The 26,221-nt window shown below is 40.3% G+C and carries 24 protein-coding genes and 1 pseudogene; 15 read left to right on the plus strand and 10 right to left on the minus strand.

The features are described from left to right. Positions 1–21 precede the first annotated feature (21 nt). On the minus strand, positions 22–498 hold the full coding sequence (locus tag INP95_RS01505; protein WP_070592640.1) for a DMT family transporter: 477 nt from the start codon (positions 496–498) through the stop codon (positions 22–24). A gap of 300 nt (positions 499–798) precedes the next feature. Here INP95_RS01505 and INP95_RS01510 point away from each other — a divergent pair, with 300 nt between their 5' ends. From INP95_RS01510 to INP95_RS01530, 5 genes and pseudogenes are all read left to right on the plus strand, one after another. Further along, on the plus strand, positions 799–1,767 hold the full coding sequence (locus INP95_RS01510) for a mannose/fructose/sorbose PTS transporter subunit IIB (protein ID WP_197560765.1): 969 nt from the start codon (positions 799–801) through the stop codon (positions 1,765–1,767). Positions 1,768–1,785: 18 nt separating this feature from the next. Then, entirely contained in the window at positions 1,786–2,583 is a 798-nt protein-coding gene (locus INP95_RS01515; protein WP_005695178.1) for a PTS mannose/fructose/sorbose transporter subunit IIC, read from the plus strand. A gap of 10 nt (positions 2,584–2,593) precedes the next feature. Beyond that, entirely contained in the window at positions 2,594–3,427 is an 834-nt protein-coding gene (locus INP95_RS01520) for a PTS mannose transporter subunit IID (RefSeq protein WP_049364739.1), read from the plus strand. Between the two features lie 70 nt (positions 3,428–3,497). Then, a pseudogene (locus INP95_RS01525) lies at positions 3,498–3,866 on the plus strand (hypothetical protein); the annotation flags it as partial. A gap of 121 nt (positions 3,867–3,987) precedes the next feature. Next, positions 3,988–4,533, plus strand: a complete 546-nt coding sequence (locus INP95_RS01530; RefSeq protein ID WP_005698926.1) for a carboxymuconolactone decarboxylase family protein — start codon at positions 3,988–3,990, stop codon at positions 4,531–4,533. A gap of 43 nt (positions 4,534–4,576) precedes the next feature. Here INP95_RS01530 and INP95_RS01535 read toward each other — a convergent pair whose 3' ends face one another. Beyond that, positions 4,577–5,053, minus strand: coding sequence for a redoxin family protein (locus INP95_RS01535; RefSeq protein WP_111387124.1), 477 nt, complete (start codon positions 5,051–5,053; stop codon positions 4,577–4,579). A gap of 9 nt (positions 5,054–5,062) precedes the next feature. Beyond that, complete coding sequence (gene msrAB, locus INP95_RS01540; RefSeq protein ID WP_070592645.1) at positions 5,063–6,124, minus strand: bifunctional peptide-methionine (S)-S-oxide reductase MsrA/peptide-methionine (R)-S-oxide reductase MsrB; 1,062 nt, start codon at positions 6,122–6,124, stop codon at positions 5,063–5,065. 112 nt (positions 6,125–6,236) lie between these two features. On the opposite strand from msrAB, the gene INP95_RS01545 reads away from it, so the two are divergent. From INP95_RS01545 to INP95_RS01585, 9 genes are all read left to right on the plus strand, one after another. Next, positions 6,237–7,103 (plus strand): DMT family transporter, encoded by an 867-nt coding sequence (locus tag INP95_RS01545; RefSeq protein ID WP_070592649.1) that lies wholly within the window; start codon positions 6,237–6,239, stop codon positions 7,101–7,103. A gap of 91 nt (positions 7,104–7,194) precedes the next feature. Beyond that, positions 7,195–8,085 carry a Fe(3+) dicitrate ABC transporter substrate-binding protein gene (locus tag INP95_RS01550; RefSeq protein WP_070592650.1) on the plus strand — a complete coding sequence of 297 codons (891 nt, stop codon included), beginning with the start codon at positions 7,195–7,197 and terminating at the stop codon, positions 8,083–8,085. Beyond that, positions 8,085–9,074, plus strand: coding sequence for an iron-dicitrate ABC transporter permease FecC (gene fecC / locus INP95_RS01555; protein ID WP_111387122.1), 990 nt, complete (start codon positions 8,085–8,087; stop codon positions 9,072–9,074). Before INP95_RS01550 ends, fecC begins: the two co-directional genes overlap by 1 nt. After that, on the plus strand, positions 9,074–10,057 hold the full coding sequence (fecD, locus tag INP95_RS01560) for a Fe(3+) dicitrate ABC transporter permease subunit FecD (RefSeq protein ID WP_197560767.1): 984 nt from the start codon (positions 9,074–9,076) through the stop codon (positions 10,055–10,057). Before fecC ends, fecD begins: the two co-directional genes overlap by 1 nt. Beyond that, positions 10,057–10,824, plus strand: a complete 768-nt coding sequence (gene fecE / locus INP95_RS01565; protein WP_197560768.1) for a Fe(3+) dicitrate ABC transporter ATP-binding protein FecE — start codon at positions 10,057–10,059, stop codon at positions 10,822–10,824. Before fecD ends, fecE begins: the two co-directional genes overlap by 1 nt. 217 nt (positions 10,825–11,041) lie before the next feature. After that, positions 11,042–13,459 carry a poly-beta-1,6 N-acetyl-D-glucosamine export porin PgaA gene (gene pgaA / locus INP95_RS01570; protein ID WP_197560769.1) on the plus strand — a complete coding sequence of 806 codons (2,418 nt, stop codon included), beginning with the start codon at positions 11,042–11,044 and terminating at the stop codon, positions 13,457–13,459. Positions 13,460–13,480: 21 nt separating this feature from the next. Further along, the gene (gene pgaB, locus INP95_RS01575) at positions 13,481–15,397 is read left to right on the plus strand and encodes a poly-beta-1,6-N-acetyl-D-glucosamine N-deacetylase PgaB (RefSeq protein ID WP_197560770.1); all 1,917 of its coding nucleotides are present in this window, start codon (positions 13,481–13,483) and stop codon (positions 15,395–15,397) included. A 9-nt stretch (positions 15,398–15,406) separates the two neighbouring features. Further along, a complete protein-coding gene (gene pgaC, locus INP95_RS01580) occupies positions 15,407–16,648 on the plus strand; it encodes a poly-beta-1,6-N-acetyl-D-glucosamine synthase (protein ID WP_197560771.1) in 1,242 nt (413 codons plus the stop codon). A gap of 3 nt (positions 16,649–16,651) precedes the next feature. Next, positions 16,652–16,927 carry a hypothetical protein gene (locus tag INP95_RS01585; protein ID WP_049369877.1) on the plus strand — a complete coding sequence of 92 codons (276 nt, stop codon included), beginning with the start codon at positions 16,652–16,654 and terminating at the stop codon, positions 16,925–16,927. 248 nt (positions 16,928–17,175) lie between these two features. Here the strand turns inward: INP95_RS01585 and pckA are convergent, their stop codons facing one another. Beyond that, positions 17,176–18,792, minus strand: coding sequence for a phosphoenolpyruvate carboxykinase (ATP) (gene pckA / locus INP95_RS01590; RefSeq protein WP_197560772.1), 1,617 nt, complete (start codon positions 18,790–18,792; stop codon positions 17,176–17,178). Between the two features lie 257 nt (positions 18,793–19,049). Here pckA and INP95_RS01595 point away from each other — a divergent pair, with 257 nt between their 5' ends. Beyond that, on the plus strand, positions 19,050–19,874 hold the full coding sequence (locus tag INP95_RS01595) for an alpha/beta hydrolase (RefSeq protein ID WP_049381443.1): 825 nt from the start codon (positions 19,050–19,052) through the stop codon (positions 19,872–19,874). Between the two features lie 43 nt (positions 19,875–19,917). Here the strand turns inward: INP95_RS01595 and hslO are convergent, their stop codons facing one another. The 6 genes from hslO to rfaD form a co-directional block, all read right to left on the minus strand. Further along, complete coding sequence (hslO, locus tag INP95_RS01600; protein ID WP_049381434.1) at positions 19,918–20,784, minus strand: Hsp33 family molecular chaperone HslO; 867 nt, start codon at positions 20,782–20,784, stop codon at positions 19,918–19,920. Between the two features lie 198 nt (positions 20,785–20,982). Further along, the gene (locus INP95_RS01605; protein WP_049381432.1) at positions 20,983–22,104 is read right to left on the minus strand and encodes a porin; all 1,122 of its coding nucleotides are present in this window, start codon (positions 22,102–22,104) and stop codon (positions 20,983–20,985) included. 164 nt (positions 22,105–22,268) lie between these two features. Continuing rightward, positions 22,269–23,222 (minus strand): lipopolysaccharide heptosyltransferase RfaC, encoded by a 954-nt coding sequence (rfaC, locus tag INP95_RS01610; protein ID WP_197560773.1) that lies wholly within the window; start codon positions 23,220–23,222, stop codon positions 22,269–22,271. After that, positions 23,219–24,124: a DMT family transporter gene (locus tag INP95_RS01615; RefSeq protein ID WP_197560774.1), complete on the minus strand. Its 906-nt coding sequence runs from the start codon at positions 24,122–24,124 to the stop codon at positions 23,219–23,221. Before INP95_RS01615 ends, rfaC begins: the two co-directional genes overlap by 4 nt. Next, complete coding sequence (gene waaF, locus INP95_RS01620) at positions 24,121–25,164, minus strand: lipopolysaccharide heptosyltransferase II (protein WP_193451575.1); 1,044 nt, start codon at positions 25,162–25,164, stop codon at positions 24,121–24,123. The genes INP95_RS01615 and waaF overlap by 4 nt, the downstream gene beginning before the upstream one ends. A gap of 98 nt (positions 25,165–25,262) precedes the next feature. Then, positions 25,263–26,186, minus strand: a complete 924-nt coding sequence (rfaD, locus tag INP95_RS01625; RefSeq protein ID WP_197560775.1) for an ADP-glyceromanno-heptose 6-epimerase — start codon at positions 26,184–26,186, stop codon at positions 25,263–25,265. Between the last annotated feature and the right edge of the window lie 35 nt (positions 26,187–26,221).

Genomic DNA, 26,221 nt, shown 5'->3' on the forward strand with positions numbered 1-26,221 from the left:
TGAACAGAGACGTATTCTATCTTATCTCGTCCCAAATAGCTCAACTAACTTATCCCCAAAGAAATAAAATACTAATCCAAAGGCGACAATAATTAAGCCAATAAATTTCGTGATATTGACTTCTCGAATCGGCATACCGATAAGACCGAAATGATCAATAGTGGTTGCGGTAATTAATTGTCCGACGATGATAAAAAATAACATCGCGGTAATGCCTAGCTTAGGTGCAAGTAAAACCGTTGTGAACACGACAACTGCACCAAGTATCCCACCAATTAATTTCCACCAAGGTTGTGAAGGGACGGTTGATAAATTGCCCCATAAATCGGTTTTTACCCAAGCAATAAAAAAGAGAACGATTGTTCCCACTGCAAAAGAAATAAAGGTCGCGATCACCGCTTCGCCACTCATGGCCTTCGCCAACTGCGTATTAATGGCTGATTGCGTCGCGAGTGCGACACCTGCCGCTAAGGCGATAATAAGATAAACAAAAAACATCTAAACTCCCAACAGAAGATTTGGCTTATTTTAACCTTTTCCTATTTGTCTTGTCGCGAAATGCTTTCCATTCGATAAAAATCGTCCAAAAATCAACCGCACTTTGCATTTCATTTATAAATACCTCAAAAGTTGTAAGTCATCTTACCTGTTTATTTGATCTCGATCACTATTTGACTATTCTTTATTTGACGGTAATCTTCAAATCAATACACTTAACTCCATTCGGAGCAATCGTTTGCGTAATGCGTATTGAAAGCAAAATAGACTGATTTTATCAACTCAATGGGAGGAATATCCATGACCCACATTATCGTTGCAACGCACGGTAAGTTTTCTGAAGAAATCGTCAATTCCGCCGCTATGGTGTATGGCGAAGATGAAAACTGCCATGTCGTGACTTTCTTACCGGGTGAAGGCGGTGAGCATTTAATCGAGAAATACAATGCGATTATTGCCACGCTGCCTGAAAATGAACCGGTGCTCTTTTTGGTCGATTTATTTGGTGGTAGCCCATACAACGCGGCAAGCCGAATCGCCAGTGAAAGGGATAATACCGATATCGTCACCGGCATTAATCTACCAATGTTGCTTGAAGTGCTTGATGCTAAAGATGGCGCTAGCTTAGATGAATTGGTAGAAACCGCGAAAGAAGTCGGGGTCGCTGCCGTGAAATCCTTCCGTCAACCTAAAGAAAGCAAGCCTGCTCCAACGCCAGCCGCTAAACCAGCTGAAGCACCAAAAACCGCTCCAAATCCAACCGCACTTTCCGGCAATATGAACATTTCCTTATTACGTATTGATAGCCGTTTAATCCACGGCCAAGTGGCGACCTCTTGGGCGAAAGCAGTGAAATGTGAAGCGATTTTTGCGATAAATGATGATGTGGCGAACGATGCGCTTCGTCGTGATTTATTACTTCAAATCGCGCCTGAACATTTAAAAGCTTATGTGATTCCTGTGGAAAAAGCCATTAAAGTGTATCACAACCCGAAATATGCGGGAAAAAACATTCTTTGGTTAGTGACTAATCCAACAGATATCGTGCGCTTAATCGAAGGCGGTGTGAAAATTGATAAAGTCAACGTGGGCGGTATGACGTTCCGTGAAGGCGACAAAATGCTTTCCCAAGCAGTTGCTGTCAATACAACTGATGTGGCGGCATTTAAACAGCTTTTAGATAAAGGCGTGGAATTAAGCTTACAACAAGTGGCGAGCAGCCCGAAATCAATGCTCACACACAAAGAGCTTGATGCGATTCAATTTTAATTACGAGGACAATTCATTATGACAACAATGGAAATTATTTTAGTCACGCTCGTTGCCGCCATTTGCGGTATGGGGAGTGTATTGGACGAACGTCAAACTCATCGTCCTTTAGTTGCTTGTACCCTAATCGGCTTAGTATTAGGTGATTTAGAAACCGGTATTATTGTCGGTGGTACCCTTGAATTAGTGGCATTAGGCTGGATGAACGTGGGTGCGGCAATGGCACCAGATGCGGCATTAGCCAGTGTGATTGCGACTATCCTCGTCATCAAAGGCGGCCAAGATAAAGGGAGCGCATTAGCGATTGCGATTCCAGTAGCAGCTGCAGGTCAAGTATTAACCATCTTCGTTCGTACTTTAACCATCTTCCTTCAACACAAAGCCGATGATTTTGCCGCAAAAGCGAACTTCCGTGGCATTGAATTCTGTCACTTTAGCGGTCTTGCATTACAAGCATTACGTGTGGCAATTCCAACCTTCTTCGTTGCGTTAGTAGCAGGTACAGATACGGTGACTGAAGCATTGAACGCGATTCCTGAAGTAGTCACTCGCGGTTTACAAATCGCCGGTGGCTTTATCGTGGTCGTCGGTTATGCAATGGTAATCAATATGATGCGTGCAGGTGCATTAATGCCATTCTTCTTCCTAGGCTTCGTGATCGCCTCTTTCACCAATTACAACCTTGTAGGTCTCGGTATTTTAGGCACATGCTTAGCGATGATTTATATTCAATTAAACCCACGTTTCCATCAATCTACTGCCCCACAAGCAGTTGCAAAACGTGAATTAGCTGATGATGAACTTGAAGGACTATAAGGAAGAAATTATGACTGAACAAACTAAAAAATCATTAACAAAAGGCGATATCCGTAGCACTTACTGGCGTTCAACTTTCTTGCTAGGTTCCTTCAACTTTGAACGTATGCAAGCAATGGGTTTTTGTGTATCCATGATCCCTGCCATTAAACGTCTTTACAGCAAAAAAGAAGATCAAGCAGCGGCATTAAAGCGCCACTTAGAATTCTTTAATACCCAACCTTGGGTGGCCTCATCTATCATCGGTGTAACCGCCGCGATGGAACAAGAGCGCGCGAACGGTAACGATATTGATGACTCAGCAATCAGCGGGGTGAAAGTCGGCTTAATGGGCCCATTAGCCGGTGTGGGTGACCCAATTTTCTGGGGAACATTACGTCCTGTACTAGCAGCTCTTGGTGCGGGCTTAGCCATTACTGGTAGCCTTTTAGGGCCATTACTTTTCTTCATCGGTATCAACCTTTGCCGTGCAGTAACTCGTTGGTATGGTTTCAAATACGGCTATGAAAAAGGTACCACAATCGTTAACGATATGGGTGGCGGTCGCTTACAAAAATTGACGCAGGGGGCATCTATCCTCGGTCTCTTTGTCATGGGCTCTCTGGTATCGAAATGGACGAGTATCAACATTCCATTAGAACTTTCCCGCTATAAAAACCAAATGGGCGAAGAAGTGGTTACCACTGTGCAAAGCGTGTTAAATGACCTTCTCCCAGGCCTTGCAGCGTTAGGTTTAACCTTCTTATGTATGTATTTATTACGTAAAAAAATCAACGCTATGTACATCATCTTCGCCTTATTCGGCGTGGGTATTTTAGGCTATCATTTTGGTGTGTTAGCATAATATATTATGGTATTGCCTTCCCTCTTTCTCTTGAGGGAAGGCAAATTTTTTAGCATGACATATAAATCCTATGAACTGGAAAGATCTCATCAAGCCACCACCGGCTGAAGGCTATATTAAAAATTCATCCAATTTAGTGACCGCACTTTTTGTTCTGGCGGGCATTCTTTATTATCCCACTAATGGCTATGGCGCCGTCATCGCTTTAATTGCCGCATTAATTGTATTAATCGGACAAAAAGTGCTGCTTGCTCAAACCAATAAAGATTTCACTGAAATGCAATTAGCCGAAAAGCAATTCCAAGAAACCCAAAACAGCGATTACCTCCGCTTTATTGAAGCACGCGCCACCCAAATGTTGCACGACAACAAAGTCCTTTCCGAAAAAGGCAAAAAAGAGTTGGAGAGATTACTGTCTATCGTCAAAACGCATTTAGCATAGCTGATCCAAAATAATCATAACTTTTAGCTATATGAAATAAGCTTTTCTTCTTTTTCTTACTTAAGTTAGAAAGGTATTATCAAGCGGAAATTTATGATTTATCCCTTAGGAGTAGTTTATGTCTCAATTTAAAATTCACACTATTGAATCAGCCCCTGAAGCAGCACAAGAAGCTTTAAAAGCCGTAAAAAATGCCAATGGTTTTATTCCAAATTTAATTGGTGTTCTTGCGAACGCCCCTACCGCACTTGAAACTTATCGCACAGTGGGTGGCATTAATGGTCGTAACAGCTTAACGGCAACAGAACGCGAAGTAGTGCAAATTACCGCGGCAGTAGTCAATGGCTGTGGTTTCTGTGTAGCAGGCCATACGAAGATCGCTTTAAAAGTATTAAAACTTGAAGAAGAGCTTGTGAACCAAATTCGTGCAACTGCTCGTATTGAAAGTGATAAAAAACTCGATACTTTAGCGCGTTTCACCCTTGCCGTTATTTTGCAAAAAGCAAAATTAACTGAAGCACAGCTTAAAGCGTTCTTTGATGCAGGTTATACTCAAGAAAATGCCATTGATGTGATTTTAGGTGTCAGCCTCGCCACATTATGTAACTATGTGAATAATATCGCTGAAACCCCAATCAATCCTGAATTACAGGCATTTGCATAATCAAGCCAATAATAAAAGTGCGGTCAAAAATGACCGCACTTTTTTATTCCTTCACAAATTGTTTAATTTGATCTGAATTCAAATGTCCAGGTTGTGCTTTGATAAGATTTAAATCCTTATCCAATAGTAAATTAAACGGATAGCCTAATACATTAGCTCGTTTAATGATTTCACCGTTTTCATCCAATAATACGGTGATATTTTTATAGTCCAAGCCTTTATACCAATTGATAAATTTTTGACTATTTTGTTCATTCTTTTGTCCAGGTGAGGCAATCGTAATCACATTAAAATCAAGGTTCTTTTCAGCACTGAGATCATCAATTTCTGCTAACCCCGCTAAACAAATTGGACACCAAGATGCCCACATTTTGATATAAAGCGGTTTGCCTTGATATTGTGATAAAGAGACGGTTTGATTATCCAACGTCTTCAAGGGGATGTCCGCCAAAGACACATTCTCTTGTGCAAAACTCAATGGACTCAAAAACAATAAAAGTGCGATCAATATTTTTTTCATTTTTTCCTCTTATTTCACAAAGGGAATCAAATCGCCATAGCCTTGTTTTTCCATTTCATCTAATGGAATAAACTTAATCGATGCGCTATTGATGCAATAACGTAAACCGCCTTTATCACGAGGGCCATCATCAAATACATGACCTAAATGGGCATGGCCACTGCGGCTTAATACCTCAATGCGAGTCATATTAAAGCTATTGTCTCTTTGATACTCCGCCACTTCAGCGGCAATCGGTTTGGTAAAACTTGGCCAGCCGCAACCTGATTCAAATTTATCTTTAGAAGAAAATAACGGTTCTCCCGTGGTGATATCCACATAAATACCCGGCGCGAAATTATCCCAATATTCGTTACTAAAAGAGCGTTCGGTATGTTTGCCTTGCGTCACATCATATTGAAGTGCGGTCAGTTTTTGCTTTAATTCTGCATCACTTGGTTTTGGGTATTTTTTATCATCAATTAATGGCTCATCGGCTTTTTTGATGTCAATATGGCAATAACCATTCGGGTTTTTCTTGAGATAATCCTGATGATACTCTTCCGCCTCCACATAATTTTTCAGCGGTTCTACTTCAATTTGAATCGGCACTTGATATTTACTTTGTAAGGTTTTTAATGCCGCTTCAATAACGGCTTTATCTTGCTCATTTTGATAATAAATGCCGGTGCGATATTGTCTGCCTCGATCATTGCCTTGCTTGTTAATACTGGTTGGATCGATAACGCGGAAATAATATTGCAGTAATTTATCTAACGAAATTTTATTTGGATCGTAAGTGACTTTCACCGTTTCCGCATGATCTGTCGCATGCAATAATTGGTAGTTAGTGGTATCACCTTTTCCATTGGCATAACCAGAAACAGCATCAGTCACGCCTTGAATTCTTTCCATATAAGCTTCTAGTCCCCAAAAACAACCACCGGCAAGATAAATAATTTGTTGTTCTTGTTTACTTTCCATTGTCATTTTTTGCTCCTTTGATGATTCTGTGTGATCAGCATACGTTAAACTACTTTGCAAACCGCCAAAAAGTGCGGTCAATATGAGAAATGTTTTTGTATATTTCATTTTCTTTCCTTATTATAGAAAAATCTTCAGCTTGCATTTCATTAGACGAAGACAAGCCCATTTTCTTACAAAATAAGGCAATTTTTTACCGCACTTTGTGCAAGGAACCTTTATGCCAAACATACATCTCCGCAATAATTATCAAAAAGCTGTTGTTTGTATGGTGTTAGCTTACATCAGCATTGCCTTAATGGGTGTATTTGTAAAATACGCCTCTGATGAATTACCGTCCAGTGAAATTTTATTTTCCCGCTTCTTTATTGGTTTTGTTTTTCTCTTGCCCTTTTTAATTAAAGATGGAGATTTCAAAGTCGATATGTCGCAATGGAAGTTTCTCATTTTGCGTAATCTAGCCGGCATTGCCAGTATGTTGCTAACCTTCTACGCCATTAAATATTTGCCGATTTCTATTGCGATTTTATTGATGAATACGTCCGCACTTTTTGTGCCTTTATTGCTGTTTTTCTTTAAAGTCAGAACGCCATTAAAAGTATTAGCTTGCAGTTTTATGGGGTTTATCGGTGTATCCATCATTATGCTGACCAACGGTTCAATGAATATCAACCCTATCCATGTAGGCTATGCGTTAGGTGCTGCAGTATTGGCGGCCATGGCATTTATCAGCTTACAAGAGCTCAATAAACACAACTCACCTAAAAATATCGTGTTTTACTTCCACTTATTAGGCTCGATTTTATTGCCACTCTTTTTTATTACTCAATGGGAAATACCAACACTACATGGATTCACATTACTGCTTTTAGTGGGCGGATTTGGTCTTATTTTCCAATTATTACTCACTCGCGCCTTTAAATACGCCCCTGCCAATGTCATCACGCCTTTTGCTTTTACTGGCGTGATTTTCTCCAGCATCTGTGACTGGTTCTTCTGGGATAACGTACCAAGCCTAAATTTCTGGATTGGTTCATTAGTCATTATTATTGCCGTCAGTTTACTTGCCAGAATGCGGGCAAAATAGAGAAATCCGACCAAATAGCTAGAATATAACTATTCTCAATAACATTGTTTGAGTGTATAATCCAAATGCTTTTTATTATTGAGGACACAACATGAAAAAATTATTCAAAACTACTTTAGCTTCCGCATTATTAATGGTATCCGCATTCGCTAGCGCCGTGACGGTTAAAGATGCGAAAGGTGAATTTACCCTTGATAAAACCCCAAGCCGTGTTGTGGTATTGGAATATTCTTTTGTGGATGCTTTAGCCCAAGTCGGTGTAAGCCCAGTAGGTGTGGCTGACGACAACAAAATCGATCGTATTTTGCCGCAAGTGCGCGAAAAAATTGCTGCATGGCAATCCGTTGGCACGCGTTCTCAACCGAGTCTTGAAGTGATTGCTTCTCTCAAACCCGATTTAATTATTGCTGATCCATCTCGCCATACTGCAGTATTTGAAGAATTGAAAAAAATTGCGCCAACGGTGATGTTTGATTCCCGTCATGAAAGCTACCAAGAAAATCTTGAAACTGCGCAGAAAATTGGTGATTTAGTCGGTAAAAGCGCTGAAATGAAAGCGAAGATCAATGAACATAATGATTACATTGCCAACATCGCAAAAAATTTAGGTGTACAAGGCAAAAAAGCCTCATTTGGTACTTCCCGAGAAGATAAATTTAATATCCAAAATGACAATGGCTATGTGGGTAGTTTCTTAACGACATTAGGTTTTGCGCCAACTAAACTCAATAGCGATCAAGCTTTCGTAGAAATCAACCTTGAACAATTAGTAATGGAAAAACCGGAATACTTGTTCATTGCCCATTATCGTGATGAAAGTATTGCGCGCAAATGGGAAGCTGAGCCACTTTGGAAAGCCATTCCTGCGGTCAAAGCGAACCATGTTTACAGTGTTGACTCCGACATGTGGGCGCGTGGTCGCGGTTTAGAAGCAAGCAAAATTATGGCAAAACAAATTGAAGATTTCGTGAAGCAAAAATAATGATGAAGTCTGCTTTCCGTTGGGGACTTCCCCTTATCATTCTGGCTTTCCTATTATGGGGAAGCCTGTTTTTGTATTATCCCATCGAAATTCGACCGCTTGCAGCGTTACAAGCGTTCCTCCCCGATGGCGATGAAATTGCCAAAATTACGGTAACCGATTTACGCCTACCGCGCGCATTAGTTGGCATGATTTTAGGTGCCAATCTTGCGGTGGCGGGGGCGTTGTTACAAACCATTACGCGCAACCCGCTTGCTTCACCTACGCTACTCAGCGTGAACTCTGGAGCTAGTCTTGCCATGGTAACCGCCAGTGCGTTTAGCCCCTTGATTCTTTCTGGTTATAGCATTGCCTTAGTGGCTAGTATCGGCGGCGGTCTGAGTTGGTTTGTGGTGATGCTGATCAGCAACGGATGGAAAGATAATAGTGGAGATCGTAGCCGAGTGATTTTAGCGGGGATTGCCGTATCACTACTTTGTGCCGCGCTCACGAAATTGGTGCTCATTATCGCGGAAGATCATGCCTTCGGTATTATGAGCTGGCTAGCTGGCGGCATTGCACATGCCCGTTGGAATGAATTATTGACGTTATTTCCGTTCTTTATTTTGACCGCACTTTTCTGCCTGCTTTTTGCCAGTCGTTTGAATTTACTCAATTTAAGCGATGAATCTGCGCGTTCGTTAGGCATCAATCTCTTCCGTTTACGTTGGTACGCTAACATCATGGCGTTATTGATTGTAGGTTCAAGCGTGAGTGTTGCTGGCCCAGTAGCCTTTATCGGCTTACTAGTGCCCCATCTGGCACGCTATTGGATTGGTTATGACTTGCGAAAATCGCTCCCTATGGCGATGTTACTTGGCGCAATTTTAATGCTCGCTGCAGATACCATTGCCCGCGCGGTCAACTTTCCTAGCGAAGTGCCTGCTGGTGCGGTGCTTGCCTTAATCGGTGCCCCAGTCTTTGTATTATTTGCCAGAGGAAGACACTAATGCGAACCTCTCATGTATCTTTTCGTGCTATCAGCTTTTATGTCGTCACGCTTAGTCTAATGGTACTGCTCTTTGGATTGAGTATTCGCCTTGGCACTTATACGCTTTCTTTTGAGGAAATTTGGGCGGCCTTTCAGCCTGATGATAAAAACTATTTTACCTTGATGGAATATCGCCTACCCCGTGCAGTATTAGCGATTTTATTAGGCGGAGCCTTAGCAATTTCTGGTGTGTTAGTGCAAAGCGTGGTGCGCAATCCACTTGCCTCTCCCGATATTTTAGGGATTAACAACGCGGCTGGGTTGGTTGCCGTTTCGGTATTGATGTTCTTGCCAAACTTAGCATTTTACTGGATGCCAATTTTTGCCTTTTTAGGAGGTGTGCTCTCTTTTGCCATTTTATGGATCGTGTGCGGTTTTAACTTCCGCCCTATCAAAATGGCAATCATTGGGGTCGCACTTTCCGCATTGTGGGCAGCCATTAGTCATTATCTGATGCTGACCAATCCGGTCGAGATCAATACGGCGATGTTATGGCTTACAGGAAGCCTATGGGGGCGCAGCTGGTCTTATTTGAATGTGGTATTGCCATGGTTAATCGTATTACTGCCCTTGCCATTTATTTTCTGTCGCGATCTCGACACCCTTGGTTTAGGTGAAAACAAAGCCTCAACCCTTGGCGTGACCGTAAATAAAGTGCAAATCAGCGTTTTAGTGCTAGCGGTAGCCCTTTCCACTACAGCCGTGGCAATTTGTGGTCCTATTGCCTTTTTAGGCTTGGTTGCGCCGCATCTTGCCCGTCGTTTAGTCGGCGGTAGACACCGCACCCTATTACCGGCAGCCTTGATTATTGGCGCCCTCTTATTACAACTTTCGGATATTTTGGCGCGGGTGATTGACCCACCAACTGAACTACCAGCGGGTATTCTGACCGCGATTATCGGTGCGCCATATTTCTTCTACTTATTGATGAGAACTAAATAATGAGCATTGAAATCAATAATTTATCTTTAGGTTATCAAGATAAACTCGTGGTTAAAAATCTGTCGCTAAAATTCCCGAAAAATAAAGTGATTGCGTTAATCGGCCCAAATGGCTGCTGTAAATCCACCACATTAAAAGCGGTAGCGCGCTTGCTTAAGCCAAAGCAAGGCTCAATCACCCATAAAGGTCAGGATATTTGGCAAAAAAGCCCTAAAGAATATGCCCAAGAATTGGCTTTTCTCCCGCAGCAACACTTAGTGCCAGAAGGGATTAAAGTACACGAATTGATCGCTTACGGGCGTTCGCCTTACTTAAACCTCTGGGGTAAACTCAGCCAAAAAGATGAAGAATTGGTTAATTGGGCGATGACACAAACACAAACTGCCGAACTCGCCGAACAGTTAGTTTCCGATTTATCTGGTGGTCAGCAACAACGGGTATTTTTAGCTATGACTCTTGCGCAAGATGCTGAATTAGTGCTACTCGATGAGCCGACTACTTATCTAGATTTAAACCGCCAAGCTGAACTCATGGGCATGATGCGACAAATGCAACAAAACGGCAAAACCGTGATTACGGTGTTGCATGACCTCAACCAAGCCTGCCGCTATTGCGATCACTTAATCGTCATGAAAAAAGGTGCAGTGATGGCACAAGGTACGCCTGATGAAGTGATGACCGAAGGGTTGCTGAAGGATGTGTTTGATTTGGATGTCATCATTCATCGTGATCCTATCAGCAACACACCGATGTTTATTTTGAAATAACGCTAAATCACTTCTCTAATATATCTCTAATATATAAGATAGGCGTTTTATTTTACTAAAACGCCTATTTTTCTATCTAAAACACCTGCGTTCATACGCAATTAATATTTTCCATTGCCCGCAAAGAGATCCGACCACTTTGCAAAACTTACACTTCTTTACACTGTCTGAAATAACGAAGCACTAGATAATTATTATTAATATAGTAGAACTTAAAATGAAATCTCTAGCCCATGTCTTTAAGGCAATGCTATTAGCGGGTGTCAGTACCTCAGTAGCACAGGTTGCCTATGCCCAAAAATCCTCTGTTGATACCGAACGAGAAAATATCATCATTTTCTCCCGTCAAGGAGATTCCCAATTAAATCAAGCTATTCCCAAACTTGAATCCTTATTTAAGAGGACTCACGATGTAAAAGTGCGCGATGATTTAATGACACTCTATCTGAGGACGAATCAATCCGCTAAAGCACTTTCACTTTGCGAAAGCTGCGCACCAGCGCAATTTTCCCAAAATGAACTGGAAAATTTAGGCAAAGCCGCTCGAAATGAAAAACAATACGATCGTGCCGTTGCATTCTATTCCCAATTGCAAAAGCAATACCCTGATAATCCAAATGGCTGGCTTGGTGGCGCATTAGCTTTCACAGAAACCAAAAACTACAATGCGGCAAAAAATGCACTGAGTGTTTATAAAAAACGTTTTGGACAAGATAATGCCTATCTTGATGCTGAGAGTTATTTGCTTGATTTCACTGAACCCGATATGGCTAAACTTGGCCGTTGGCAACGTCAGTTAGAACAAAATCCGAAAAATATCACCTTAATGAGAGAGTTGTATCGTTTAGCATCAAAATACAACCTTCTGCCATTACAAGAGAAACTACAAAAAGCCTATCCAGATCAATTCAATCAAAAAGACATGATGTGGTTTGAGCATGGTAAGACGATTACCTCCTCAAAAAATGCGACAACGCCTGCACAGCAAGAAAAATCATTTGAAGAATTGACCGCACTTTTGGCTAAAATTAACCCTGAACATCCTTTGTATCAACAAGCATTGCAAGATCATTTTGTGATGGGTGTCCGATTGAATAAATTTGATGAAATAGAGGATGACTTCAATACATTACAGGCTCAACCTAATGTGCCCGCGTATTTAGAAGAAGCCTTTGGTGATTATTGGGCAGCAAAAGGCTCACCACACAAAGCATTAGCGATTTATCAAGCAATTGAACAACAAGCCTTAAACAATAAACTCGCTGTGAGCGATGGTTTACTTCATAAACTCTCTCTCACTGCAAGCGATGCGGGCAAATTTGAATTGGCTCAACAATATTTAGAGCGTATGAATTCAAATATTTATATCAATGACTATACCCGAACATCAAAAATTCTAAATCCAGGCCACGATTCTCGCTATTTTAGTTTGGCTCGTTTAGCATTATGGCGTGGTAACAGCAAATTGGCTCAGCAACTGATTGATGATCGTCTATTTAATAAAACGCCAGGTGATCCATGGGTTATGTTGCAAAAAGCAGAACTTGAGCGAAATCGTGGCAACTATGATGATGCCAAATTATGGGCGGAAAAAGCTGGTTATTTTTTGAGAAAAAATGATCAGCAAGAAGCTCGTAATAACCTGGCTGAAACTGCCTTAAGTCAAAATGATTTACCAGCAGTTTCAAAAACGATTAATGCAATGAATGAAGAACAACGTCAGTCAGCGCAATCCCTTATTAAGCATTATGAACAAGCGCGTTCTGGCAAAATTGTAGGGAGTGTCGGCTTACAGCATCGCACCTCACCAATAAGTTATAGCAATGAAAGTAGCCAAGATTATGCGATTTACACACCGAAAACAGCAAATGGGCACGATCTCTACGTTCATTACTTAGAAACTCGCTCCCCTTATGACAAAGAAAGTCTTATTTCTCGCCGAATTGGTGTAGGAACAGAGCTCAATTTCTATCCACTCCAAGTGAAAATGGAAGGCGGGAAAGGCATTAAGCTTAATGATAAAGCCTATTTCTCTACAGAGGCAAATTATACCCTCAACCAGCATTGGTCATTTAATTTAGACGCCAATATTAATGGTAGTGGCACTCCAGTTAAAGCCATCAATAAGGGTGTGTATACCAAAGATATTGGTTTCTCTACCACGTATTCCTATTCCGATATTTTCCAAGCTGGGCTAGGTGGTGGCGTCATGAAATTTGATGATGGCAACTTAAGAAAAGAAGCCAATTTCTGGTTGAATCTCAATACATTCAAACATGACCGTTGGGCGCTAACCAACAATTTCAGAGTCGATTACAGCAAAAATAAAACCATTGATTCTGCTGAATATTACAACCCATCAAAAGCGACAAGCTTGGAATTGGGTGCGGATTTAAGTTACTACCAACCACTTAATTATGGCTTAGTCTTAAATCATCACCTGAAAGCCAGTGTGGGTGCTTATAAACAGGCAGAACTCAGTCGAGAAAAAATGTGGTCGATAAGTTACGGACACCAATGGCGTGTTGGTAAAAAATTTGGCGTGTCTTATGAAATTGGTCGTAAAAAGAATATTTACGACGGTAGTGCTGAATTCAACAATTTCGGAAATTTAAACTTCTCTATTTATTATTAAATACTTAAGCGGTATAACTTTATGAGATCTCTAAAACATTTTGCAAAAATCATTATTTGCACGCTTTCCCTTTTTTCGGCTTTTGCCTTTGCGCAAGATCGTTATGGCGTATTAGCTTATCACTCTGTTGTAGATGAAAGTGCGGCTGAAAATCAAAAACATTATTTTCCTCAAACGATTTCAGCCCAAACCTTAATTAAACATTTTAATTGGCTAAAAGAAAACGGATACAACGTGATCAGTTGGCAGCAAGTTATCGATGCTGAAAATGGTAAAGGCACATTACCTGATAATGCGGTATTGCTAAGCTTCGATGATGGCTATGAAACCATGTATAACGTGGTCTTTCCTCTATTAAAGGCCTATCACTACCCTGCTGTTTTTGCGCCAGTGACAGGCTGGTTGGATACACCGGCAAATCAAAAAATCACTTATGCCGATAAAATGCTAGATCGTTCTGTTTTTGCCACTTGGTCGCAAGTCAAAGAAATGGAACAAAGTGGGCTCGTTGAAGTAGCCTCACATACTCATAATCTTCATAACGGTATTAATGCTAACCCATCTGGTGGCCAATTACCCTCAGTGATTGCGCCTGAATATAAAAATGGAAAATATGAAACAGAAGATGCCTACAAAAACAGATTGAAATCTGATTTTGCTCGTTCTGTTCAAACGTTAGTCAATCATATCGGTAAGAAACCACGTGTAATGGTGTGGCCTTATGGACAATTTAATGATGTTGCTGTGCAACTTGCACGACAAGCAGGAATGCCACACTATTTCTCATTAGGTGAAAAAATCATCAATAAAGTTGGCGATAAACATATTGGACGCTTATTACTTAATGCAGAAACCGATCTAAATACCGTTAAAAACTATCTTGATGGCATTGATGAAAGCAAACAAATTCAACGAGTACTGCATGTTGATTTAGATTATGTCTATGATGCGGATAAAGCTCAGCAAGCCAAAAACCTTGATAAGTTAATCGACCGCATCTATCGCTATGGTGTGACGACAGTTTATCTTCAAGCTTTCTCCGATCCTGATGGGGATGGTGTAGCCGATGCCTTGTATTTCCCCAATAAATATCTTCCTGTACGAGATGATATTTTTGGCCGAATTGCTTGGCAATTACAAACACGCGCAGGCGTAAAAGTCTACGCCTGGATGCCTGTACTCGCCTTTGATTTACGCAAAAGCGTAAAAGAGGCAGAATATGTCATTGATAGCCGCACGGGCAAGCCTTCAACAAAGGCTTATTTACGCCTTTCACCTTATAACAAACAGAATGTTGAAATCATTAAATCCATTTATAACGATTTGTCATTCTACGCCAAATTTAATGGCATTTTATTCCATGATGATGCGTTCCTAACCGATTTTGAAGGCGCAGAAGGCAATCACGCTGAAGGCATAGTTAGCCCACAAGCAAAACAAAAAACACAAGATTTAATCCAATTAACCCATCAACTCACTGATGCGTTAAAACCTTATTTCTTGCGTGGTTCATATTCTCTTAAAACGGCTCGTAATCTTTATGCATCAGTGATCACCAATCCCAATGCAGAAGAATGGTTGGCACAAAACTTAAAAACGCTCACTGACAATTACGACACGACGGCCATTATGGCGATGCCATACATGGAAAATGAGCAGCCGATTTCACAAGAAGAAGCCTATCAATGGTTTGCCTCTCTCATTGAAAATGTGAAAGCCCAAGCACCATTAGATAAAGTCTTATTTGAATTCCAAGCGGTGAATTGGCGAACTCAAAAGCCAATTCCTGAATCCGAATTGATTGATTGGATGATGCTATTACAAAAAAATCATATTTATAGCTATGGCTACTATCCAGATAACTTTTTAACTAATCAGCCGGATCTGAACAAAATGAAACCGTATTTTTCTGTAAATACGAATGCAGGAAAAAAATAAGGATTGATCATGAACCAACAATTCTTAGAAGCAGTGAGTATTTTCGTATTCATGTATCCTGCTGGAATGGCAATATATTGGGTGACGGCAAGTTTGTGTTATTACCTTTTTATGGAAGGAAAACTTGGGCAACCAACTTTCCAACAAATGCCCAAAGAACGCGTGCCAATGGTCAGCATTATGGTGCCTTGCTACAACGAAGGGGACAACCTAGATGAAGCTATTCCTTACTTGCTTCAACTTCGATACCCAAACTATGAGCTGATCTTTATCAATGATGGCAGTAAAGATAACACGGGTGAAATTATTGATCGTTGGGCAAAAGCTGATGAGCACATCGTGGCGCTTCACCAAGAAAACCAAGGTAAAGCCAGCGCATTAAATCATGGTTTGTTAGTTGCTAAAGGTGAATATGTAGCCTGTATTGATGGTGATGCCGTATTAGATTTCGATGCGATCGACTACATGGTGCAATCCCTCGAATTAAACCGTGCTTATGGTGCTGTTACTGGCAACCCACGCGTACGTAACCGCAGTACTATCTTGGGACGTTTACAAGTGTCTGAATTTAGCTCCATTATCGGTTTAATCAAACGAGCTCAAAGCTTGATGGGAACGATCTTCACGGTATCCGGCGTATGTTGTCTATTCCGCAAAGATGTGATGGAAGAAATTGGTGGCTGGAGCACCAATATGATCACGGAAGACATTGATGTCAGCTGGAAAATTCAAACGGCCGGTTACAACATCATGTATGAACCCCGTGCCTTATGTTGGGTATTAATGCCCGAAAGCCTGCGCGGATTATATAAACAACGCTTGCGTTGGGCACAGGGTGGTGCAGAAACCATCCTCAAATATTTCCCACAGGTCTGGCGCTGGAAAAACCGTCGCCTATGGCCTATGTATGCAGAATATTTCATTACCGCAACTTGGGCAATCTTATTGGTTGCACTCGCGGCTCTTGCACTATACCGCAAGATTGCTTTAGGTATAGGTATTCAAAACATGGAGTTGTTTGAAATCAATATCTCGATCATGTTTTTTTCCTTCTTCTTACAGTGTCTCTTAAGCTTATACATTGACTCACGTTATGAAAAAGGATTAATCCAATATGGAATTTCCTGCATTTGGTATCCCTACGTTTATTGGTTACTCAATACTGTAACGTTACTCATTGGAATCCCAAAAGCGATTTTTAGAAACAAGTCCAAGCTAGCTGTCTGGACAAGCCCTGACAGAGGAGTTTAAACAATGGCAACCGCCACTTTACAACAATTGATGGTAATTAATAAAGGTAGCAGCCTTCCCTTGCTGATTAAAGCCAAAAGCTTTGTACTCGATATAATCACCTGGGGGTTATGGGCTTATATCATCACTTTTGTCGCGAGATATGCAGAACGCATCTTCACTAAACCGATTCTGGAAAGTTTCTTTTTCGTTGATGTGATAAGCATAATGTTTTCTGTTTCTGCGGTATTGGTTATATTGGCTTATATTTGGTCTATTCTCACTGTAGCAAAAGAATAGCTCGCAAAAATCTTAATATAAAAAACCGCACTTTGGTTTTGAAACCAAAGTGCGGTTATTTTTATAGATGTTTTCACTCAGCTGATTCAAAATCGCAAACTTATCTTTATGGTATCAACCATATTGATGACACTTATTTATATTTAGTCTACTCTCATTATGTCGAAAGGATAAAGAAAACCGCACTCTGATTTGTAAACCAAAGTGCGGTTATTTTTTATCGATATTTTAACTAGATACTAATCTAATTAAGCTTTTGGACCTGCTGCGATAAGTGCTTTACCTTCTGCATTAGTCGCATATTTTTCGAAGTTTTTCACGAAACGACCTGCAAGATCTTCAGCTTTAGCTTGCCATTGTGCTTTATCTGCATAAGTATCACGTGGGTCTAAGATCGCTGGATCTACACCTGGTAATGCTTTTGGAATCGCTAAGTTAAAGATTGGTAACTCGCCCATTTCTGCTTTTTCGATAGAACCATCTAAGATTGCATCGATAATACCACGAGTATCTTTGATTGAGATACGTTTACCTGTACCATTCCAACCGGTATTAACTAAATACGCTTCTGCACCAGCAGCTTGCATACGTTTAACTAAAACTTGAGCATATTGTGTTGGGTGGAGGGTTAAGAACGCCGCACCAAAACATGCTGAGAAGGTTGGAGTTGGTTCAGTAATACCACGCTCTGTACCGGCTAATTTAGCGGTGAAACCAGATAAGAAGTAGTATTTGGTTTGCTCTGGTGTCAATTTAGACACTGGAGGTAACACACCGAATGCATCCGCAGTTAAGAAAATGACTTTCGTTGCGTGACCAGCACGAGACACTGGTTTAACAATATTATCAATGTGATAAATTGGGTAAGACACACGAGTATTTTCAGTTTTAGAACCATCATCGAAATCAACTGAACCATCTGCACGAACCACTACGTTTTCTAATAACGCATCACGACGGATTGCACGATAGATATCTGGTTCATTTTCTTCAGAAAGATGAATAGTTTTCGCGTAGCAACCACCTTCGAAGTTGAAGATACCTACATCATCCCAACCGTGCTCATCGTCACCGATTAATTCACGTTTTGGATCGGTAGAAAGGGTGGTTTTACCTGTACCTGATAAACCGAAGAAAATTGCTACATCACCGTCTTTACCTACGTTAGCAGAACAGTGCATTGCACCTACACCTTTAAGTGGTAGGAAGTAGTTCATCATTGAGAACATACCTTTCTTCATTTCACCGCCGTACCAAGTACCACCGATTAATTGGATACGCTCAGTTAAGTTGAATGCAACGAAATTTTCAGAGTTCAAACCTTGTTCTTTCCAGTTCGGGTTGGTGCATTTAGAACCATTCATTACCACGAAATCTGGTTTAAAGGTTTTTAATTGTTCTTCTGTCGGACGAATGAACATATTTTTCACAAAGTGTGCTTGCCATGCTACTTCAGTCACAATACGTACCGCGATACGGTCTTGTTCACTTGCACCACAGAAACCATCAACCACGAATAAACGTTTGCCAGAAAGTTGTTTAGTCACAAGACCTTTCAAGCTTGACCAAGTTTCTTGAGTCATTGGTTTGTTATCGTTTTTCGCCACATCAGAAGTCCACCACACAGTATCTTTTGTGGTATCATCTAAAACGATGTATTTATCTTTCGGTGAACGACCGGTAAAGATCCCTGTATCAACAGCCACCGCGCCAGTTGTGGTAAGCGTACCTTTTTCAAAGCCTTCTAAGCCGGGTTTTGTTTCTTCTTCAAAAAGTTGTTCATAGCTTGGGTTATAAACCACTTCTTTTACATCATGAATACCAACGGCTTCAAGTTCTTTAATTACATTTTTAATGTCAGTCATAGTTCACCTCTTGATTAAAGTCTAAAAATTTTTCCTATGTTTATTGTAGGGGAATTGCCAGAAAAAAAATGTTAACTAGATCAAATTTTTGAACATTCATTAGAAATTTCTACCTATTTTTAGGGTGTTTTTGAGATCCAAGATGAAGTGCGGTTGATTTCACCTTTACTTTTCCTATATAGTGAGAACCATTATCAACTCAAGGCTCGATAACCATGTTCTCATTTCTGCGTTTACCCTTTTTATTTTGTCTGCTGATGTTTACGCAAAGCACGCAAGCAGAACCTGATTTTAAGATTCCACCTATTCAAGAAAGCATGAAAAAAATGTATCAAATTCAACAAAAAGATTTTACTTTTGAAGGCAAGCATTATCGTTTGTTTATTGCTGTTCCACCGAAAACGTCGAAAAAACTGACCGCACTTTATACGCTAGATGGTAACGCTCAATTTCCAATAGCAGTGAATGCTGTCAATCCTAACAAACCGCTCCCCCTTATTGTCGGTATCGGTTATGTATCTGATAAAGCTTACGTCATTGAAGAACGCACGAGAGACTACACTTTTCCTGCAGAAGGTGCTGAATTCGCCAAAGGAGGAAAAGCCGCCGATTTTCTACGTTTTATTCAACAAGACGTAAAACCTTATATTGAGCAACATTTTGATATCAATAAGGAAAAACAATATTTCTTTGGGCATTCTTTTGGTGGGTTATTTGGATTGTACGTGCTCTTCCATCAACCAGATTTATTTCAATATTACACCTTGGCAAGCCCTTCTCTTTGGTGGGGAAATGGCTCATTTTTACCTCAAAATGAGCCATGGATTAGCCAAAAACCATCACATATCCTGATTACATTAGGCTATTATGAAGAACATCCTGAGCAGGATCCAAATATGACTGAAGAACAATTACAACGAATTAATCAACGGAAACAAATGCGAACGCTCAATGCACATCAATTAGCGGAAATATTGGAAAAACAAGGTAATTCCGTGACGTTTGTTTCTATCCCCAATAAAAATCATGGTGGCTCGATTCCGGACGCCATCAAACATTGTTTGGAACAGGTTCAACAATAAAAAACCATAAAAAAATCCCCGTCATCATGAACGGGAATTTTTCTTATTGGGCTTGTTTGAGTTTATTGATTGCTTCTTTATTGAAGAAGTAATGCGTGCCACAACATTCACACTGCATATCAATGCTGCCTTTATGCTCTTCTAAGATTTCCTCAATTTCAGCTTCTGGAATCAGTAATAATGCTGCCCCTGAACGCTCAGGTGAGCAACCACAGAAGAAAGAAACTGATTGTGGTTCAAAAACTTCCACCACTTCTTCGTGATATAAGCGATAAAGCAATTCTTCTGCGGGTAATCCAAATAACTCCTCATCTTTTACGGTTGCAGCTAACGTAGTTAAATGCTCAAAATCCTCTGGTGTACCTTGGCCATCCGGCATAATCTGTAGCAACATTCCTGCAGCAACTGGTTTGCCTTCATATTCACCCGTGCGAATAATAAGCTGAGTTTGTAATTGTTCTGAACGAACAAAATAGTCTTCTAAACATTCCGTAATCGTTGGTTTATCTAAACCGATAACGCCTTGATACCGCTCACCTTCAGTTGGAGCAATCGTAATCACTAATACGCCTTTGCCGATCATATCATGAAGGCTCATACCGTCTTGAATATCGCCTTGTACACGTGCTAATGCACGGATCTGTTGTTGGTCATTACCATTTACTAAAGCTAATTTTAATGGACCATCACCTTGAATTTGAACAGTAATATTACCGTTAAATTTTAATGTTGCAGTCAATAAATTAGTCGCCACCATCATCTCACCTAATAAGTTTTGTACCGCTTTTGGATAATGATGAGTATTCAACGTATCAGTAAAAGTTTGATTTAATCGCACCCATTCACCACGCACGGCACGGTTTTGGAAAAGGTAGCGGTAAAGTTTGTCATTGTCTTGAGTGTAATTCATTATTTGTTCCTATTTATTCTTTGAGTAAAAAGCGCGGTCAATTTTTCGAATAAATCGTAAACATTCAAAAAAGATGTCATTTTGTTACCGCACTTTGCGCCTGAGCAGTATTATGGGGGTGAAAATCAAAATTACAAGCCAAAAAGAAAAGCGGATAGCTTTCACTATCCGCTCACTTTATAAAATTAAACTGATAAATTACCAGTATGCACGTAAACCGATAACAGTTTTGAAATCACGGCTACGATCAAGCTGTTTACCTGCGTCATCAAAGGTATTCTCGTATTTAGTACGAGTCGCTTGCCATTCAATGAATGGTTTAACTTTTAATGAACCTTGATTATACACATAGTATTCAGTACCCACTAAGAATTGGCGATCTGTTGATTTGGAATATGCAGAACCCACAGGTAACGTTTTCTCAGTTTTATAAGAATACATTGCATATACGTTCCAGTCTTCATTTAAACCTTGGCGAATTACTGCGGTTACTTCATTATTTTTTACCTTGTTACCTGCGCCATCTTTATTTTTAGTATCTTTGTGAGCAAAGTCTAAACCATAAGTAGTGTGAACAAAGTTATATGCTAAGCCTAAAGCATAAGCATTGCTGTAGTATGCTGTTTTGTCAGCATTTTCAGAAATTTCACGAGTGAAACCTGCTGCGACAGTTACATTTTGGATACTATCAATTTCATGATCAAAGATAAGACCTGTACCCCAAGTGTTTTTACGGTTATTTTTTAAATCTACGTTTTTGATGTCACGTTTGCTTGAACCGCCATAGTACGCACCAAATTTCACTTTATTTGAGCCGTAGTCACCATTATAAACATATTGTGCTACACGACGAGCTGAAGTCTCTAATAAACCATCAGTCAAGCTATAAGTATTTGCTAAATCACTTTGTGTTACTTCATCAGTGATAGTTACCATGTTACCGTAAGTTAACTCACCGAATTGTTTGTGGCCAAAACCAGCATAAAGTTGACGAGTATAAACATGGTCAAAATCATGTTGTGAAGGCGCTTCACCACGCATACGCCATTCCGCACGACCTAAAGCATAGAAATCGCCACCTAAACTTTGTTTTAATTTAAAGCCAAAACGTGAACCATCGTTATCAACTGCATGGTTGATGTGCTCTTTGCTTTCACCGCCCGCTACATAGTTAGTTTTGTTAGAGGTGCTTTCCCATTTAACACGTAAAGAACCGTAAAAATCAACATCTGTACCAGTTTGGTCAATGTGGAAGTTATAAGCTTGTGCAGAACCTGCTGCTAATGCCGCTACAGATAAAGCAAGAAGTGTTTTTTTCATAACGCTTTCCTTATGATTTAATGAAGTTAATAAAAAATTGAACTTTTTTAGTCTATACACCAGAACCAGAATGTGTCAATCTTAAATTTTCCCAACTATCAGAAAATAGGCAATTTTTTGACTAAAATCAATTCAGATAAATATATTTTTGATTATTTTATCGCCTATTTAATTAATAAATTTAGCGCAGAAAATACTTGGTCTGAGGTAATATTTTCCATTGAATTCGCTGTTAAATAATGCTGATTTTGACCATAACAGCCAATTAAGGTCGGATCTGTTGCGCCATAAAGCGTAATATTTGGTTTATCCAGTGCGGCAGTCAAATGGGCAAGACCTGTGTCTACCGATACCACGGCTTTCGCATTGGCAATTTGTTCAGCCAATTCATGCAATGAAAGCTTAGGCAAAACAACTGCATGAGATAAGCTGACAGCTAATCGCTCGGCTCTCGCCTTTTCTTTTTCATTTCCCCAAGGCAAACGAACCTGAACAGAAAGTGCGGTCAGTTTTTCAATTAAATTTCGCCATTCATGTTCTGGCCAATGCTTTTCATCTCTTGTCGTAGAATGAAAAAAGATCACATAAGGTTCGATAGAATCTGCGGAAATGAAATGACGCGCAATGTCATAATCCCCTTTCTCTTTCGGTAATGGATAAGATAATGCTTGTGCAAAAAGTTGACGAATACGTTCTACCGCATGTTGTTGATAAGAAATCGCGTATTTTTTATCGTAAAACAAGGAGGCAATTGGTTCTCGGATACTTTCGCGATCATAGCCATGTTTAACGCCATTAGCTAAGCGTGTCGCAAAAAAGGCACTCTTAAAAAGTCCTTGTGCATCAATCACTGCATCATATTGATTGGCTTGTAATAAAGTGCGGTAAGATTTCCACTCTTTTTTGGTCTGAGCCGAAAAAGGCGATTTTCGCCAGCGTCTTAAGGCGATTGGAATGATTTGCTTCACTGCCGAATGCCAACGAGGAATTTCGGCAAAATTCTCTTCCACCACCCAATCAATAGAGAGATTAGGAATAGCACGCTGTGCATCAGTCAATGCCGGCAAAGTATGGATTACATCTCCCATAGAAGACGTTTTGATCACGCATACTTTCATTTAATTAACCTTCTTCCCCAGTGCATAATACCGAGACCTGATACAGCTAAAATACCACCAATAATTAAGGATGAATCCACTTGTTCATTCAACCAAACGGCTGAGAATAAAATCCCTAAAATTGGCACAAGAATAATATAAGCTGAGGCATTACCTGCCCCTAAGTATTTCACCCCATCAAAATACCATGCATAGGCTAATACTGTTGCACCAAATGCGAGGCCAAGCAAACTGATCCACTCACCTTGAGATAAATTCAATACCGTAAGCCAATCGTCTGCACTTTCCACGCATAACGCGCTCATAAATAACAATAAAAAACCAAAAATAGAAGATAAGGTGGTTGCGGTGAGCGAATCAATTCCCGCGAGTACTTTTCTCGCCAATAAGGTGTAAACGACCCAACAAATTAGCGCCCCAATTAATAATATTTGCCCAAAGCCAAAGGAATCCATCATTTGTGAAAAATTTCCTTTTGTGAGAGCTAATAACGATCCACTCATGGCAATAATCATTCCGAGTATTACCCATCGATTCCATTTTTCTTTAAATAAAAAAATTGCCAAAAGCGTCGTGAAAACTGGGTTTGTTGCCACAATAACGGCAGCTTGCCCTGCAGGAAGATATTTCAGTCCCCAGATAAAAAACGTGGAATAGGCAAAAACACCGAAAAAGGCAGTCACAAACAAACCTATCCATTGGTTTGCCCTTAGTTGTTTCGCGTATTTAAAGCGATTTGCCACATATAACCAAATTATGAGCGGAATAATCGCGAACAAAAATCGCAAACTTGAAGCCACAAATGTCGGCATAGCTTGGGCAACCACTCGCCCCCAAGGCCAAGATGCACCCCATAAAATCGCCATTCCGATTAATTGTAAATGTATACGGAGAGGGTTCATTTTGCTAATAATGCCTCTAATTTTTCTAATGCCATTTCAGGTGTAATATCAATCAAACTTTGATGATACCCTTCCGAGCTATCTGCACTTTTACGTACCTTAATTAAATCGCCTTCAATTAAACGAATAATCACGGCTTTATCTGATAATGGTGGCGTATAAGTTGGGCTCGTTGGGCCATAAAGCGCAACTAATGGACGATCTGTCGCAGCGGCAATATGCATTAAGCCGCTATCATTGCTCACCACTGCCGTACAGTTAGCGATTAAATCTACCGCTTGATTCAGGTTTGTTTGTCCCGCTAAATTTAAACAAAATGATTGTAGCTCGGCTGGTAATGCATTACGAATTTGCTCTCCTGCTTCCACATCTTTTGGTGAACCAAATAATTCCACGGCATAGCCTTTTTCAATCAGCATTTCCGCTAATTTAGCGTAATGATAATGCGGCCAACGTTTTGCCGGGCCAAATTCAGCTCCAGGACAGAAACCGATAACCGGACGTTCGCCTAAAAGTGCGGTCTGTTTTTCAAAGTTTTTTAAGGTTTCCGCTTGTTGAGTGGGATCAACGGTTAAATAAGGTTTTAGAACAGGAATATCTGCCGCTTTAGGTACCGCATTTTGCTCAAAAGCTAACGCGACATAACGCTGCACCATCATAGGATAATCACGTTTATTATTGCGTAAATCGTTAAGCAAGAAATAACGGCTTTCCCCTTTCCAACCACGACGTACCGCAATTTTTGCAAAAGCGGGAATAAAGGCTGATTTCAAGGAATTTGGTAACACAATCGCCATATCATATTGATTGCGCAATGCCTTACCTAAACGATAACGTTCACACAAGGCAAATTTGCCGTGTCCGAGTGGCATTTCAATAGCATGACGCACTTCTGGCATACGGGCTAAAAGTGGTTTACACCAATTCGGTGCCATCACATCAATTTGGCAATTTGGATATTGCTGTTTGAGTTGTTGATACAAACTGTGCGACATCATCATATCGCCGACCCAAGACGGGCCGATAATTAAAATATTCATATTTGACCTTATAACAAAAGTGCGGCTAAAAATAAGACTAATTTTAACCGCACTTTATTCATTTTCTAGTATTGAACAACATTATTTGTTCAATATTTTTATTTATTTAACCACGCCATATACTCAGCTACACCTTCCGCTACAGTTTTAAATGGTTTGTCGTAGCCAGTTGCGCGAAGTTTCGTTAAATCTGCTTGAGTATATTCTTGATAGCGAGATTTTAAATGCTCTGGGAATGGAATGGTTTCCACTGCACCTTTGCCATGGAATTTAATCACCGCTTTCGCCACTTCTGCGAAAGACTCCGCATTGCCGGTACCACAGTTGAAGATACCTGAAATGCCATTTTGCCAGCACCAAATATTAACTTGTGCCACATCACCTACATAAACGAAATCACGGCGGAAGTGTTCACTACCTGCAAATAATTTTGGATTTTCGCCTTTCAGGATTTGGTTATTTAAGTGGAATGCCACGCTTGCCATTGAACCTTTGTGGCCTTCACGCGGACCATACACGTTAAAATAACGGAAACCACATACTGGTGATTTTGCTTCAGGTAAAATCGCTCGCACATATTGGTCGAATAAGAATTTAGAATAACCGTACACATTCAATGGGCCTTCAAATTCACGCTCTTCACGGAATTCAGTTTTGTCGCCATAAGTCGCCGCACTTGATGCATACAAGAACGGAATTTGACGATCTAAGCAGTAATGCAATAACTCTTTTGAATATTCGTAGTTATTATGCATGATGTATTTACCGTCCCATTCAGTAGTCGCCGAGCAAGCGCCTTCATGGAATACCGCATCGATCTCACCTAAATCATCACCAGCAATAATTGACGCAATGAAGTCCTCTTTATCGCAGTAATCTGCGATATCAAGATCCACTAAGTTAATGAATTTAGTCCCGTCTTTTAAATTATCCACCACTAAAATATCTTTGCGTCCCATATCGTTTAATGCTTTAACGATATTACTGCCGATAAAGCCGGCGCCACCTGTTACGATAATCATAATTCTGTCCTCTTTAAAATAAGTCTGTGTATTGT

The sequence above is a fragment of the Haemophilus parainfluenzae genome (genome assembly GCF_014931375.1).
In the GTDB taxonomy this organism is placed as follows: Bacteria; Pseudomonadota; Gammaproteobacteria; order Enterobacterales; family Pasteurellaceae; genus Haemophilus_D.